This is a genomic window from Stenotrophomonas sp. VV52 (genome assembly GCF_002893095.1).
Taxonomy (GTDB): Bacteria; Pseudomonadota; Gammaproteobacteria; order Xanthomonadales; family Xanthomonadaceae; genus Stenotrophomonas; species Stenotrophomonas aracearum.
This window is the reverse complement of the sequence record NZ_KZ622864.1, coordinates 285509-299838: the sequence shown is the minus strand read 5'-3', so window position 1 is coordinate 299838 and position 14330 is coordinate 285509. Positions and strand designations below refer to the sequence as shown.

The following is a 14330-nucleotide window of genomic DNA, read 5'->3' as shown; positions in this document are numbered from 1 at the left end:
CGGTTGCGCATGCAATTGTTGCAACGCAATATCAATCGGGTTAAAAATCCGTAAACTCCCCACCCCTTCACCCCCCACCGTCTGGAGAGACCCGCATGAACCACGCCACGCGCCGTACCGCCGCCGCTGTGCTCTGCGCCGCCCTGTTTGCCCCGTTCATCGCCAGCGCCCAGGACGAGGCCGAATCGCCGTTCAGCTGGAACGTGACGGGTGTGTCCGACTACGTGTTCCGGGGTGTCTCGCAGACCGATGAAGACCCGACCCTGCAGGCTGGCTTCACCTATACCTCGCCGGTCGGCCTGTACGCCGGCATCTGGGGCTCGGGCGTGGACTTCGGCGACGGCGGCCCGGATGCCGAGGTCGACTACTTCATCGGCTACGGCGTGGACGTCACCGACAACGTCAACTTCGACGTCATGCTCAACCACTACAGCTACCCGGGTTCCAGCGAGCTGGCCTATACCGAGCTGATCACCAAGACCAGCTTCGCCGAGCATTACAACGTGACCGTGGCCTACACCAACGACGTCTGGAACACCGACACCGACGGCTGGTATTTCGCTGCCGGCACCGAATGGGCGCTGCCGCAGGAATTCAACCTGACCGCCAACGTCGGCCGCAACACCTTCAAGGACGAGATTGCCAAGGACTACACCGACTGGAACATCGGCGTGAACCGCACCTGGGGCCTGTTCACCCTGGGCCTGGGCTACTACGGCACCGACGGCAACGGCCGCGACAACAGCGGCAAGCTCGCCGACAACCGCGTCGTCTTCACCGTCGCCGTCGGGCAATAAGCGGCGCTCGCACTGAACAAAAAAAAAGGCACCCGATGGGTGCCTTTTTTAATCTCGCTCAGTTCCAGCTGAGAACCACCTTACCCGCCTTGCCCTGCTCCATCAGGTCGAACCCCTTCTGGAACTCGTCGATCGGCAACTGGTGGGTCATCACCTTGCCGAGCGGGAAGCCGGACAGCACCAGCTGGGTCATCTTGTACCAGGTCTCATACATCTTGCGGCCGTAGATGCCCTGCACGGTCAGGCCCTTGAAGATGATCTTGTCCCAGTCGCAGCCGGCGCCCTTCGGCATGATGCCGAGCATCGCGATCTTGCCGCCGTGGTACATGCAGTCGAGCATGTCGTTGAACGCGCGCGGGTTGCCGCTCATTTCCAGGCCCACGTCGAAGCCCTCCATGTGCAGTTCCTTCATCACGTCCTTGAGCGAGGTGTTGGCCACGTTGACCACGCGGGTGGCGCCCATGTCGGCGGCCAGCTTCAGGCGGAAGTCGTTGACGTCGGTCACCACCACGTTGCGCGCACCGATGTGCTTGCAGATGCCCGCGGCAATGATGCCGATCGGGCCAGCGCCGGTGATCAGCACGTCTTCGCCGATCACGTCGAATTCCAGCGCGCAGTGCGCGGCGTTGCCGTACGGGTCGAAGAAGGCGGCCAGTTCCGAGGGGATCTGGTCGGGGATCGGCCACAGGTTGCTGGCCGGCATCACCATGTATTCGGCGAAGGCGCCATTGACGTTCACGCCGATCCCGACCGTGTTCGGGCACAGGTGCGGACGGCCGCCACGGCAGTTGCGGCAGTGGCCACACACGATGTGGCCTTCGGCCGAGACCCGCTGGCCGAGCTCGTAGCCGGTCACGCCCGGGCCGATTTCAGCGATGCGGCCGACGAATTCGTGGCCGATGGTCAGGCCCGGCTTGATCGTGCGCTGGCTCCATTCGTCCCACAGGTAGATGTGCAGGTCGGTACCGCAGATGGCGGTCTTCTCCAGCTTGATCAGGACCTCGTTCGGGCCCGGCACCGGCACCGGCACGTCTTCGAGCCAGATGCCCTTGGCGGCTTCGCGCTTGACCAGGGCCTTCATTGTTTGCTGCGCCATCGGGGTGGAGCTCATCTGGGGGAAAGGCGGAATTATAGGGGGTGTGGGGGCCGGGGCATGTTGCGGTGCGTCCATGACGTTCGGCCGACGGGCCGTGTGGCGGACCCGGCTACAATCGGCGGTTCTTTCACCCAAGGGCCGCTCATGCGCTCGAATCTGCTTGCGTTTTCCGTCGTTGCCAGCCTTGGGCTGGTCCAGGCCGCCGCTGCCGCCGAGGGCATGTGGGTGCCGCAACAGCTGCCGGAGATTGCCGGGCCGCTGAAGCAGGCCGGCCTGAAGCTGTCGCCGGAACAGATTTCCGACCTGACCGGCGACCCGATGGGCGCGGTGGTCGCGCTGGGCGGCTGCACCGCCAGCTTCGTCTCGCCGCAGGGCCTGGTGGTCACCAACCACCACTGCGCCTATGGCGCGATCCAGCTCAACTCGACCGCCGAGAAGAACCTGATCAAGGACGGCTTCAATGCGCCGACCCTGAAGGACGAACTCAGCGCCGGTCCGAACGCGCGCGTATTCGTGCTCGACCAGATCACCGACGTCACCGACCAGGCCAAGGCCGCCATCGCCGCCGCCGGCAAGGACCCGCTGGCCCGCACCCGCGCGCTGGAAGCGTTCGACAAGGCGCAGACCGCCGCCTGCGAGGCCGACGCCGGTTTCCGCTGCCGCCTGTACAGCTTCGCTGGCGGCAACACCTACCGCCTGTTCCGCAACATGGAAATCAAGGACGTGCGCCTGGTCTACGCGCCGCCCGGCAGCGTCGGCAAGTTCGGCGGCGACGTCGACAACTGGATGTGGCCGCGCCACACCGGCGACTTCTCGTTCTACCGCGCCTATGTCGGCAAGGACGGCAAGCCGGCCGCATTCTCGGCCGACAACGTGCCGTACCAGCCGAAGCACTTCCTGAAGTTCGCCGACCAGCCACTGGGCGCCGACGACTTCGTGATGGTGGCCGGTTACCCGGGCCGCACCAACCGCTACGCGCTGGCCGGCGAGTTCAATGAAACCGCCGACTGGACCTACCCGACCATCGCCCGCCACTACAACGCGGTGCTGGACCTGATCGACAAGGCCGGCAAGGCCGATCCGGACGTGAAGGTGAAGTACGCCGCCACCGCCGCCAGCATGAACAACGTGGCCAAGAACTACAAAGGCCAGCTGGAAGGCTTCAAGCGCATCGACGCCGCCGGCCAGAAGCAGGCCGAGGAAGCGGCGGTGCTGGCCTGGCTGAAGAAGCAGGGCGCGGCGGGCAAGCCCGCACTGGCCGCGCACGCGCAGCTGGTCAAGCACCTGGACACCAGCCGCACCACCCGCGAGCGCGACCTGTTCGTCAGCCAGTTCAACAACACGTCTGCGGTCGGCGCCGCGCTGTCGCTGTATCGCCTGTCGATCGAGCGCGCCAAGCCGGACGCCGAGCGCGAAACCGGCTACCAGGAACGCGACCTGCCGACCCTGGAAGGCACCCTGCGCCAGATGGATCGCCGCTACGTGGCGAAGATGGACCAGCAGCTGCAGCAGTACTGGCTGAACCAGTACGCGGCCCTGCCGGCGGCACAGCGCAGCAACGAGGTGCTGAACCAGTGGCTGGCCGGCAGCGATGCCGCCGCCGTCGACGGCCTGGTCCGCAAGCTGTCGGGCACGAAGCTGGGCAGCCTGGACGAGCGCCTGACCTGGTTCAAGGCCGACCGCGCCGCCTTCGAAGCCAGCACCGACCCGGCCATCCAGTACGCGGTGGCAGCGATGCCGGCGCTGCTGAAGCAGGAAGAGCAGAAGAAGACCCGCGAAGGCGAATCGCTGCTGGCCCGCCCGACCTACCTGCAGGCCGTGGCCGACTACAAGAAGAGCCAGGGCGGCTTCGTCTATCCCGACGCCAACCTGTCGCTGCGCATCACCTTCGGCAATGTCATGGGCTACGGCAAGGACGGCGTGAACTACACCCCGTTCACCACGCTGGAAGGCGTGGCCGCCAAGGAAACCGGCGAAGATCCGTTCGACTCGCCCAAGGCGCTGCTGGACGCGGTCAAGGCCAAGCGTTACGGCGGGCTGGAAGACAAGCGGATCGGCTCGGTCCCGGTCAACTTCCTCTCCAACCTGGACATCACCGGCGGCAATTCCGGTTCGCCGGTGCTCGACGCGCACGGCAAGCTGGTCGGCCTGGCCTTCGACGGCAACTGGGAATCGGTCAGCTCCAACTGGGTGTTCGACCCGGTGATGACCCGCATGATTGCGGTGGACAGCCGCTACATGCAGTGGATCATGCAGGAGGTGGCGCCCGCGCCGCAGCTGCTGAAAGAGCTGAACCTGACCCACTGATTCACCGAAGACCCCGCGGCCAAAACCGCGGGGTTTTTTCTTCGGTATCATGCGGTTCCCCCCAAGATCGTTCACGCAATGTGAACGATTGCGACTGCCAAGGATCTCAAGTTCGCATGCGCATCCTGCTTGCCCGTCACGGTGAAACCCCGTGGAATGCCGAAGGCCGTTACCAGGGCCAGATCGATATCCCGCTGTCGCCGATCGGCGAAGCCCAGGCCCAGGCGCTGGGCGAACGCCTGAAGTCGGTGGACATCACCCGCGCCGTCGCATCGCCGCTGTCGCGCGCGCAGCGCACCGCGCAGCTGGCGCTGGGCGCCGAACGGGCGCCGGTGCTGCTGACCGAACCGGACCTGCAGGAGATCGCCCACGGTGAGTGGGAAGGCCTGCTCGCCAGCGAAATCCATGAGAAAGACCCGTCGCGCCTGCAGGCCTGGCGCGAAGAGCCGGACACCGTGCTGATGCCCGGCGGCGAATCGCTGCGCCTGGTGCTGGACCGCAGCTGGCGTGGCCTCGCCCGCGCCGCCGAAGGGTTGGGCGAGCAAGACACCCTGCTGGTGGTGGCCCATGACGCGGTCAACCGGGTGATCCTGTGCCGGATCCTGGGCCTGCCGCTGTCGCGCCTGTGGACCTTCCGCCAGGCCCCGACCACGCTCAACCTGCTCGAAGGCGCCGACCTGGACAGCCTGGAAGTGGTGCGCCTGAACGACTGCGCACACCACACGCCGTTCTTCGGTGAAGCCAAGCACCGCGCGCTGTAACTCCGACCCACACGATCCATCGCCATGAATACCGCCCGCCCGCAGACGCTCGCCGATTGGCTTGCTTACATCGAACAGCAGCACCCGGCCACCATCGACATGGGGCTGGAGCGCGTACGCACGGTCGCCACCGCCATGGGCCTGGGCCAGCCGGCGCCGCACACCATCGTGGTCGGCGGTACCAACGGCAAGGGCTCCACCGTGTCCTTCGTCGAGGCCATCGCGCGGGCGGCCGGCTGGAAGGTGGGCGCGTACACCTCGCCGCACCTGCTGCAGTACAACGAGCGTGTCCGCATCGATGGCGAGGACGCCTCAGACGCGGCCCTGGTCGCGGCCTTCAACGCGATCGAAGACGCCCGCGGCGATACCACGCTGACCTATTTCGAGTACGGCACGCTGGCTGCGCTGCACCTGTTCGCAGGCGCCGGGCTGGACCTGGCGGTGCTGGAAGTGGGGCTGGGTGGGCGCCTGGACGCAGTCAACATCGTCGACGCCGACGTCGCGATCATCACCACGGTGGACATCGACCACGCCGACTGGCTGGGCGAGGACCGCGAGGCCATCGGCGTGGAGAAGGCCGGCATCATCCGCGGCTGGAAGCCGGTGATCCTGGGCGAGACCGATCCGCCGTCGAGCGTGCTGGCGCGCGCCTATCTGCTGGGCGCCAATGCGATCCGCGGTGGCAGCGATTTCTTCGCCGACGTGATCGATGCGCAGGCATGGCGCTGGCGCGATGTCGGTTTCCGTATCGAGCTGCCGATGCCCTCGCTGCGCGGCCCGATCCAGCTGCGCAACGCAGCGTCGGCCATCGCCGCACTGCGCGCGCTGGACAAGCCGCTGTCGCGCGCGGCGATCATCGACGGCGTGGCGCAGGCGCGCATCCGTGGCCGCCTGCAGGCGTTCGAGCGCGACGGGGTGGAGGTGCTGGTCGATGTCGGGCACAACCCTCAGGCCGCACGCGAACTGGCAACGTCGTTGAAGGTGGCGCCGCGAAGCGGACGCACGCTGGCTGTGTTCGCCGCGCTGCAGGACAAGGACGCGGTGGGCGTGATCGAGGCCCTGGCCGACCGCGTCGATGCCTGGTACCTGGCCGGGCTCGACGGCGCGCGCGCGCAGAGCGCGACCGCATTGCAGTCACGCCTGGCCAATACCGCCGCTGCCGGCGCCTCCACGCACGCCAGCGTGGAGGTCGCGCTGCAGCAGGCGCTGGCAACTGCGAAGGCGGGCGACCGCGTGCTGGTGTTCGGTTCCTTCCATACCGCCGCACAGGCCCTGCAGTGGCTGGAACAGGCCCGCTGAGGCGGGCGGCCGGCCACCTCGTTCAGTTGTCTTCGACGCCGCACCCGCGCGCGCCCGTATAATCGCCGTGGCATTCCGCCGCGCCGCCTGCCTGCCTTCCGTGGATACTCCTCTGAAACAGCGTCTGATTGGTGCCATCGTCCTGGTGGCGCTGGCCGTGATTTTCCTGCCCATGCTGGTCAAGGGCCCAGCGCCCGACAGTGGCGTGGCCAATGTTCCGATCAGTGCTCCGGATGCTCCGGCCGACGGCCAGTTCCAGACCCGCGAACTGCCGCTGGTAGCGCCCACCGGCGGGGCCACTGGCCTGCAGGGTGCGGCCAGCACCACCGCGCCGTTGCAGGACGCTGCCGCGCCGGCCGAAGCGGCCGTTGCCGACACCTCGCCCGCCGTGGCTGCGGGCAACTATGCGGTCAGTTTCGGCGCCTACGGCAGCCAGGCCGACGCCAATGCGGTCATCGCCTTCCTGAAGAAGGCCCAGCTGCCGGGCTTCAGCGAAGCGGCGATGATCAACGGCCGCCCGGCCTGGCGGGTCCGGGTAGGACCGTACGCCGACCGCGCGCAGGCCGAAGCCGCGCGCCTTGAGGCAGTGAAAGTTCGCAATGACGTCAAGGCCGAAGTGGTGACCCTGGACGCCGGTGCGAACAGCGCGGTGGCCACCGCGCCGACTCCGACCACCACCCCGGCCAGTCCGGCGCCTGCTGCGGCCTCCAGTGCCAGCGCCGCCCCGGCCGCCGCGGCAGTCAAGACCGAAGCGCTGCCGCCGGAGCCGGTGGCCGCCGCCAAGCCGGCGCCGAAGCCGGAAGCACCCAAACCCGAACCGAAGCCTGCCCCGGCCAAGCCGGAAGCACCGATCGCGGCGACCAAGCCGGCCGTGGTGCCGGCGGCGCCGGCCGCCAGCAGCGTCGGCTTCGCCGTGCAGCTGGGCGCGTTCGGCCAGGCCAGCGACGCCAACGCGCTGCGCGACAAGGTCCGCGCCGCCGGTTTCAGCGCATTCGTGGAGCAGGTACGCACCGACAAGGGCACGCTCAACCGCGTGCGTGTCGGGCCGGTCGCCAACCGTGCCGAGGCGGAGAACCTCAAGGCCCAGGTTGCGTCGAAGGTCGGCGTGGCCGGCATGGTCCGGCCGCATCCCTGATGCGGCGGCGCCATGACCTGACCGGAGCGCGGCATGCTTGATGTCGTGCTGCTGGCGGTAATCGGCATTTCCACCCTGCTGGGGCTGATGAAAGGCTTCGTCAGCATCGTCATCAGCACCCTGTCATGGCTGCTCGGCGGCTGGGCTGCACTGATGTTCGGGCGCAGCGCGGCGGCCTGGTGGTCGGCCCCGGCGGCGCCGGGCAGCGGCCATTACGTGGCCGGGTACCTCACCGTGTTCCTGCTGGTCATGGTCTCGGTCTGGGCGATCGGGCTGGTGGTCCGCCAGGCGGTCCGTTCGACCAGCCTGAACGGCGCCGACCGCATGCTGGGCGGCGGCCTGGGCGTGGCGCGCGGCGGCCTGATCGCCTGCGTGCTGCTGCTGCTGGGCTCCTACACGCCGTTGACCCGTGAGCCGACCTGGCGGAATTCCTACCTGCGCGTCGCGCTGGACCCCGGCGTGGGCTGGATGCAGGCGCACATGCCGCGCATGCCGGACCTGCCGGCGCTGCCCGATCTGGACGCCATGCAGGGTCTGCAGGCCCTGCCTGCCGCGCTGCCGGAGGTGAACATGGCGCAACTGCCCGGCGTGGAGTTGGGCAAGCCGGGCGCGACAGGCGATAATGGCGTACTTGGCCAGTTGCTGGGTGGGCGCGGATGGCCGCGACCACTGGATGAGACCCCGCAGCAGGCGGTGGACCCCGCCGATGTGTGGGCCAACCAGGCACGACCAGGCTCCCCCCAGAACACCGATCCGGCGCTCGTGCGGCCGGACGACACCGGTCCGGCACGGAACGGTTCCCCCGGCCAGGCACGGCCACCTTCACAGTAGATGGGCCCAGCCCAGCGGAGATTCGCACCATGTGTGGCATCGTCGGTATTGTCGGCAACCAGAACGTCGCCGGGCAGTTGTATGACGGCCTGACCGTCCTCCAGCATCGCGGCCAGGACGCGGCGGGCATCGCCACCGCCGACGGCACCCGCCTGCGCGTGCAGAAGGCCAATGGCCTGGTCCGGGACGTGTTCGACGCCAAGACCATGTCGACCCTGGAAGGCCGGGTCGGCATCGCGCATGTGCGCTACCCGACCGCCGGTTCGGAAGGGATGGACGAGGCGCAGCCGTTCTACGTCAATTCGCCGTACGGCATCGCGCTGGCCCACAACGGCAACCTGATCAATACCGAAACGCTGCGCCAGCAGGTGTTCGAGCAGGACCGCCGCAACGTCAACACCGATTCGGACAGCGAAGTGCTGCTGAACGTGTTCGCGTTCGAGCTGGACGCCCAGCGCCAGCTGAGCCCGGAAGCGGCCATCCGTGCGGTGGCCGGCGTGCACCGTCGCTGCAAGGGCGGGTATGCGGTGATCAGCGTGGTATTGGGCCTGGGCCTGGTGGCGTTCCGCGACCCGCACGGGATCCGTCCGCTGGTGCTGGGCAAGCGCGCGCATGCCGAAGGCGATGAGTACATCGTGGCGTCGGAATCGTCGGCGCTGGACGTGCTGGGCTTCCAGCGCGTGCGCGACGTGCGCCCGGGCGAGGCGCTGGTGATCACCGCGCGCGGCGAGCTGTTCTCGGAGGTGTGCGCCGAGCCGGTCGAGCACAGTCCGTGCATCTTCGAGTACGTGTACTTCGCGCGTCCGGATTCGATGATCGACAACGTGTCGGTGCACAAGGCGCGCATGCGCATGGGCATCAAGCTGGGCGAAAAGATCCTGCGCCTGCGCCCGGACCACGACATCGATACGATCATTCCGATCCCGGATACCTCGCGCGACGCTGCGCTGGAAATCTCCAACGTGCTCGGGGTGAAGTACCGCGAAGGCTTCATCAAGAACCGTTACATCGGCCGCACCTTCATCATGCCGGGGCAGGGTGAGCGGGTGAAGTCGGTGCGCCGCAAGCTCAATCCGATCCACCTGGAGTTCCGCAACCGGGTGGTGCTGCTGGTGGACGATTCGATCGTGCGCGGCACGACCAGCCAGCAGATCGTGCAGATGGCGCGCGACGCGGGTGCGCGCAAGGTGTACCTGGCCAGCGCGGCGCCGCCGGTGCGTTACCCGAACATCTACGGCATCGACATGCCGGCGGCGGAGGAGCTGGTGGCGCACAACCGCAGCGTGGAGGAGATCGAGGCGCACCTGGGCTGCGACTGGCTGATCTACCAGGACATCGAGGACATGGAAGCGGCGGTGCGCGAGGGCAACCCGGAGCTGAAGTCGTTCGATTCGTCGTGCTTCAACGGCGTGTACCCGACCGGGATCGAGCCGGGCTACTTCGAGCGCATCCAGCAGTTGCGTTCGGACGACGCCAAGCACAAGCGCCGCGCCTGAGGGCGGGCGGTGAGTGCGAGCGTGCTGCAGGATGCGGCGGCCGGTGACCTGCTGCGCGCGGCGCAGCAGTGCATGGCGGAAGCCGATCCGCTGCGCAAGGTGGCGCTGACGCGGGAGTACGCCGGGCAGTATCGGGCGGGGCAGTTGAAGCTGGCGGCGGACGCACCGATGCCGGAGCCGATCCGGATGCCGGGTCGGCCAGCGCAGCTGCGGCTGGTGCATCCGCGCGAGGTACCGCGGCGTGGGTTGGGCAATGCGGAAGGGCGTGCGGCGTTCATCCACGCGATCGCGCACATCGAGCTCAATGCGATCGATCTGGCCTGGGATGCGGTGTACCGCTTCCGGGGGCTGCCGTCGTCGTTCCATGCGGACTGGGTGGGGGTGGCCGACGATGAGTCGCGCCATTTCCTGCTGCTGCGCGAGCGGTTGCAGGCGTACGGATTCGACTACGGCGATTTCGCGGCGCACAACGGGCTGTGGGAGATGTGCGAGAAAACGGCGCACGATGGCCTGGCGCGGATGGCGCTGGTGCCACGCGTGCTGGAGGCGCGCGGGCTGGACGTGACGCCGGGGATGATCACCAAGCTGCGCTCATCCAACGACCACGCGACCGCCGATGTGCTGGAGATCATCCTGCGCGAAGAGGTGGCGCATGTCGCGGCGGGGACGCGGTGGTACCGCTGGTACTGTGCGCGCGAAGGGGTGGAGCCTCGCGCTCGGTTCATCGCGCTGTTGAAGGAACACGCGGGCGGTTATCTCAATGGTCCGTTCAATCTGGAAGCACGTTTGCTGGCGGGGTTCGACGAAGAGGAAATGGCGGATCTGCTGGAGCAGGCGACCCGCCGGTAGAGCCACGCCCTGCGTGGCTGCATCCACCCTTCAAACGTTCCCCAGCACCACGCGTTTCCCATCGTCCGTTGGCCGGTTGATGTAAAACAATCCCGGCCCTGGCCGATACGGCAGTTCCCGCGTGGCCTCGTCCGCTGCATACAACAACGCGGTGTCGCCCAGCGCATCGAAATTCCAATGCGCGGACTGCATCAGGTAGCGCTGTCGCAACAACGTTTCCTGCGCGGCATCCAATGCCTGCCCGGCCACCAGGCGCGTGGCAATCGGCTGCAGTTCCATCGGCAACGCCAATGCCGGATCGGCATCCGGCGTGCGCGCCCACACCACGCCCGCCGCTGCGGCGCGTGCATGCACCAGGCGCAGTGCGATCAACTGGTAACGCCAGTCGATCTCGCGCCTGAGCACCACGGCGGCATGCGCGAACAGCACCCACTGCGGCAGCACGCTGTCGCTGCCGGCCATGCGCATCTGCTGCCAGCGGTGCCATACGTCGACCCAGATGCTGGCGTCATCCAGTCCGAGCGCGGCCTGCCAGCGTCGGCAGTCGGCCTGGACGCGCGCGTACACCTGGGTGGCCTGGAGTACGGTGAGTGGTGGGGCGGTGGTATCGGGCACGCCGTGATTGCGCAGGCGTTGTCCCTGCGGGCGGGTCAGCAGTTTCGGTCCTTCGATGCGCTGGTCGTAGCCGCCGCCGATGTTGGCGTGGACGCCGGGCAGGGCGATTTCTTCATGCGCCGGTGCGACGGTGGTGAGTGCGAAGTAGTGGCGGTGTTCGTCGCGGGCGACGACCTGCACGACCTTGTCGGCGCAGCCGGGGGCGAGCACCACGCGGGGGAGTTCGTCGCGCTGCCGGGCATCGATGGCGACCACGGTGTCGAACAGGTCGACGAAGCGCACCGGGCGGGCGGTTGCGGTGGCGGCGGCGGTCCAGCCGGTGCGTCGCAGTTGTTCCTGCAGCCAGCTGCGGCCGTCGGCGGCGTTGAGGCGGTTGACCGCGTCGCGGGCGGAGGCGGCGCCGCGCGAGAAACCGAACAGGTCCAGGCGTACGCGGCCGAGGAGATGCGTGGGCAGGGTCCGGGCGAGGGCGCGCAGGGCTTCGGGCAGGCGCACGTCGAGCGCCTGGTGGACCTTGGCCTTCACACCGGTGGCGCCGATGCCGAAGGCCAGGCCCATCAGGTCGTCGTCCTTGCCGGTGCGGGTGCCGGCGCCTTCGATGTAGATCGCCAGCGACAGCAGGCCGGGCGTGGACGCCGCGCCATTGCGGTGGTCGGGGTAGAGCGCATGCAGGCGCGCGATGTTGGTCAGGCCGTTGCTGAAACTGCTGGTCAGGCGGCTCTGGTAGGGTGAGGCGTCGTCGGCGAGCACGGCCGGCGCCGGTGCGAGCGGGGCGGGGGCGGTGCGGCCGGCGGGACGCGATGCGTGCCGCAGGTTGTCGGCGTTGTTGCGGGTGCCGTCGAAGAACAGGCCGATCTGCAGCGTGACCGGCACGGGAGTGGTCGGATCGGGATGCCCAGCCATGCCTCGGTGTCCCCTGTCGATGCAGGCCAAAGGTAGCGCGAAAACGACACGAGCGCGACGTAACTGAACCGCTTCGGGTCGGGGTCACAGTTCCGAGATGTGATCGAGGGCCTCTATTGAATTCACGCGACCCATTGGCGCCAGATGGTCACGCCTGCTGACAGGGGTGGCAGTGCGAACACGTTCCTTACTGAAGTTCACTCATAGAGAGGCGACATGATGTCCAGTCCGATGAGAAAGACCGCAGTTGCGATCACGCTGTTCCTGGCCACCGTCGGCACGGCGGCGGCCGCGCCCCTGTTCGCGCCGGTCACGGTGTTGAGCCGTGCCAGTGCGGCCAGCCAGCCGGCCGCGCAGGCGGTGCTGGCGGCACCGTCCACGGCGGCGGTGCAGGAAGTCCGGGTCGATGCAGGCGCGGTGGTGGCCGGCCAGCGCCAGCTGGAGTTCGAGCTGCTGGGCACGCCGGTGCAGGCACTGCAACAGCGGGTCGAGAATCTCCCCGATGGCGGCAGCATCTGGTACGGCAGCCTGCGGGATGCGGGATCGAAGCTGACCCGCCAGGCGGACGGCAATGACCCGGGCAATTCGGTGATCCTGGTGCAGTCCGGCGGGACGGTGACCGGATCGATCCGCAGGAACGGCACGTTGTACCGGTTGCGCCCGCTCAGCGATGGCCGCCACGTGCTGGTCCAGGTCGACGAGTCGCGGATGCCGGCTGAGCATCCGGCCGACTACAACACGCTGCCGAAGATCGAGATGCCGGCCAGCGACCGTGCCGGCATCGCGGCCGCGTCGTCGGGCAGCCCGGCCACCATCCGCGTGCTGGTGGCCGCCACCAATGCAGCGGTGAGTGCCTACGGCGGCAACATGCAGCAGCTGGTGCAGCTGGCGGTGGCCGAGTCCAACCAGGGCTACACCAACAGCAACGTGGGCATCACCATGCAGCTGGCCGGGTACCAGGCCGTGGCGTATACCGAGACCGGCAACTTCAGCACCGACCTGGCGCGCTTCCGCTCCACCAATGATGGCTACATGGATGCGATCCACACCACCCGCAACAGCACGGCGGCGGACGTGGCGGTGTTGATCCTCAACAACAGCAGCTACTGCGGGCTGGCGTCGGGAATCGGTTCGACCGCGTCCAGCGCGTTCGCGGCGGTGTACTGGGACTGCGCCACGGGCTACTACTCGTTCGCGCATGAGATCGGCCACCTGCAGAGCGCCCGGCACGATATCGCCACCGACTCCAGCACCACGCCGTATGCGTATGGCCACGGGTATCGCTACCAGCCGGCCAGCGGCGCGCGCTGGCGCACCATCATGGCCTACGACTGCACCTCGGGCTGCCCGCGCCTGAACTTCTGGTCCAACCCCAACATCAGCTACAACGGGGTGCCGATGGGCAGCGCCTCGAGCGCGGACAACCAGCGCGTGCTGGTCAACACCAAGGCGGCGGTCGCCGCGTTCCGGTAACGGACTCCCGGGCTGCGCGTCAGGCCAACGCGTCCAGGGTCCAGCCCTGTGGCGTGACGCGCAGTACCGAACCCTGTTCGTACCAGTCGCCGAGCACGATGCGCGTGCAGCTGCGGCCACCGGCCTGCAGGGTGTGGATGGCAGGGCGGTGGGTGTGGCCGTGGATCATGGTGTCCACGCCATGCCGCACGAAGGTGGCGGTGACCTCGTCCGGGGCGACGTCGGTGACGGTCTCGAAGGTGGCGCGGTCGCCCTGCTTCATTTCCGACTGGCGGGCCTGGCTGGCATCGCGCGCCTTCTGTGCGAAGGCGATGCGCGCGGCCAGCGGCTGCGCCAGGAACTGCGCCTGGAACACCGGGTCGCGGGTCTGCGCGCGGAACTGCTGGTAGGCCACGTCGTCGGTGCACAGCAGGTCGCCGTGCTGGAGCAGCACCGGCTGGCCGCACAGGTCGATCACGCTGGGGTCGGGCAGGATCCGGAATCCGGCGCGGCGCGCGTAGTCGTCGCCGACCAGGAAATCGCGGTTGCCCCGGATGAAGTACACCGGCACCCCGGCTGCAGACACCGCCTTGAGTGCGTCGGCCACCGCGTCGGCGGCGGGCGAGGGCGTGTCATCGCCGATCCAGGCCTCGAACAGGTCGCCGAGGATGTACAGGGCGTCGGCCTGCATCGCCTCGCGCTGCAGGAACGCCAGGAACAGCTCGGTGATGGCTGGACGGCTGGGGTCCAGGTGCAAATCGGAAATGAACAGCGTGGTCATGCCACGCA

The 14330-nt window shown here is 68.0% G+C and carries 12 protein-coding genes; 9 read left to right on the top strand and 3 right to left on the bottom strand.

What is annotated here, in order from left to right; genetic code table 11:
- Window positions 1-95: 95 nt before the first annotated feature.
- On the top strand, window positions 96-797 hold the full coding sequence (locus C2U58_RS01480) for a TorF family putative porin (protein ID WP_102944225.1): 702 nt from the start codon (window positions 96-98) through the stop codon (window positions 795-797).
- 58 nt (window positions 798-855) lie between these two features.
- Here C2U58_RS01480 and tdh read toward each other — a convergent pair whose 3' ends face one another.
- Window positions 856-1878, bottom strand: coding sequence for an L-threonine 3-dehydrogenase (gene tdh, locus C2U58_RS01475; protein WP_070207587.1), 1023 nt, complete (start codon window positions 1876-1878; stop codon window positions 856-858).
- Between the two features lie 159 nt (window positions 1879-2037).
- Between tdh and C2U58_RS01470 the strand changes: the two genes are divergently transcribed.
- The 7 genes from C2U58_RS01470 (at window position 2038) to C2U58_RS01440 (ending at window position 10571) form a co-directional block, all read left to right on the top strand.
- Complete coding sequence (locus C2U58_RS01470) at window positions 2038-4200, top strand: S46 family peptidase (RefSeq protein WP_102944224.1); 2163 nt, start codon at window positions 2038-2040, stop codon at window positions 4198-4200.
- 116 nt (window positions 4201-4316) lie between these two features.
- Window positions 4317-4961, top strand: coding sequence for a histidine phosphatase family protein (locus tag C2U58_RS01465; RefSeq protein ID WP_102944223.1), 645 nt, complete (start codon window positions 4317-4319; stop codon window positions 4959-4961).
- 24 nt (window positions 4962-4985) lie between these two features.
- Window positions 4986-6260: a bifunctional tetrahydrofolate synthase/dihydrofolate synthase gene (gene folC, locus C2U58_RS01460; RefSeq protein WP_102944222.1), complete on the top strand. Its 1275-nt coding sequence runs from the start codon at window positions 4986-4988 to the stop codon at window positions 6258-6260.
- A 100-nt stretch (window positions 6261-6360) separates the two neighbouring features.
- A complete protein-coding gene (locus tag C2U58_RS01455; RefSeq protein ID WP_102944221.1) occupies window positions 6361-7395 on the top strand; it encodes an SPOR domain-containing protein in 1035 nt (344 codons plus the stop codon).
- Window positions 7396-7428: 33 nt separating this feature from the next.
- Window positions 7429-8226 carry a CvpA family protein gene (locus C2U58_RS01450; protein WP_102944220.1) on the top strand — a complete coding sequence of 266 codons (798 nt, stop codon included), beginning with the start codon at window positions 7429-7431 and terminating at the stop codon, window positions 8224-8226.
- A gap of 29 nt (window positions 8227-8255) precedes the next feature.
- Entirely contained in the window at window positions 8256-9722 is a 1467-nt protein-coding gene (purF, locus tag C2U58_RS01445; RefSeq protein WP_070207561.1) for an amidophosphoribosyltransferase, read from the top strand.
- Window positions 9723-9794: 72 nt separating this feature from the next.
- Complete coding sequence (locus C2U58_RS01440) at window positions 9795-10571, top strand: ferritin-like domain-containing protein (RefSeq protein ID WP_102944274.1); 777 nt, start codon at window positions 9795-9797, stop codon at window positions 10569-10571.
- A gap of 30 nt (window positions 10572-10601) precedes the next feature.
- Here C2U58_RS01440 and C2U58_RS01435 read toward each other — a convergent pair whose 3' ends face one another.
- On the bottom strand, window positions 10602-12089 hold the full coding sequence (locus tag C2U58_RS01435) for a DUF2235 domain-containing protein (protein WP_102944219.1): 1488 nt from the start codon (window positions 12087-12089) through the stop codon (window positions 10602-10604).
- Window positions 12090-12305: 216 nt separating this feature from the next.
- On the opposite strand from C2U58_RS01435, the gene C2U58_RS01430 reads away from it, so the two are divergent.
- Window positions 12306-13562: a zinc-dependent metalloprotease gene (locus C2U58_RS01430; protein WP_102944218.1), complete on the top strand. Its 1257-nt coding sequence runs from the start codon at window positions 12306-12308 to the stop codon at window positions 13560-13562.
- 19 nt (window positions 13563-13581) lie between these two features.
- On the opposite strand, the gene lpxH is transcribed toward C2U58_RS01430, so the two are convergent.
- A complete protein-coding gene (lpxH, locus tag C2U58_RS01425) occupies window positions 13582-14322 on the bottom strand; it encodes a UDP-2,3-diacylglucosamine diphosphatase (protein ID WP_102944217.1) in 741 nt (246 codons plus the stop codon).
- Window positions 14323-14330 lie beyond the last annotated feature (8 nt).

Excerpts from the sequence above, each read along its gene's own strand:
- C2U58_RS01480 (WP_102944225.1), top strand. The coding sequence starts at position 96 with ATGAACCACGCCACGCGCCGTACCGCCGCCGCTGTGCTCTGCGCCGCC.
- C2U58_RS01440 (WP_102944274.1), top strand. The coding sequence starts at position 9,795 with ATGGCGGAAGCCGATCCGCTGCGCAAGGTGGCGCTGACGCGGGAGTAC.
- folC (WP_102944222.1), top strand. The coding sequence starts at position 4,986 with ATGAATACCGCCCGCCCGCAGACGCTCGCCGATTGGCTTGCTTACATC.
- lpxH (WP_102944217.1), bottom strand. The coding sequence starts at position 14,322 with ATGACCACGCTGTTCATTTCCGATTTGCACCTGGACCCCAGCCGTCCA.
- C2U58_RS01470 (WP_102944224.1), top strand. The coding sequence starts at position 2,038 with ATGCGCTCGAATCTGCTTGCGTTTTCCGTCGTTGCCAGCCTTGGGCTG.
- C2U58_RS01465 (WP_102944223.1), top strand. The coding sequence starts at position 4,317 with ATGCGCATCCTGCTTGCCCGTCACGGTGAAACCCCGTGGAATGCCGAA.
- C2U58_RS01435 (WP_102944219.1), bottom strand. The coding sequence starts at position 12,089 with ATGGCTGGGCATCCCGATCCGACCACTCCCGTGCCGGTCACGCTGCAG.
- C2U58_RS01430 (WP_102944218.1), top strand. The coding sequence starts at position 12,306 with ATGATGTCCAGTCCGATGAGAAAGACCGCAGTTGCGATCACGCTGTTC.
- tdh (WP_070207587.1), bottom strand. The coding sequence starts at position 1,878 with ATGAAGGCCCTGGTCAAGCGCGAAGCCGCCAAGGGCATCTGGCTCGAA.
- C2U58_RS01450 (WP_102944220.1), top strand. The coding sequence starts at position 7,429 with ATGCTTGATGTCGTGCTGCTGGCGGTAATCGGCATTTCCACCCTGCTG.
- purF (WP_070207561.1), top strand. The coding sequence starts at position 8,256 with ATGTGTGGCATCGTCGGTATTGTCGGCAACCAGAACGTCGCCGGGCAG.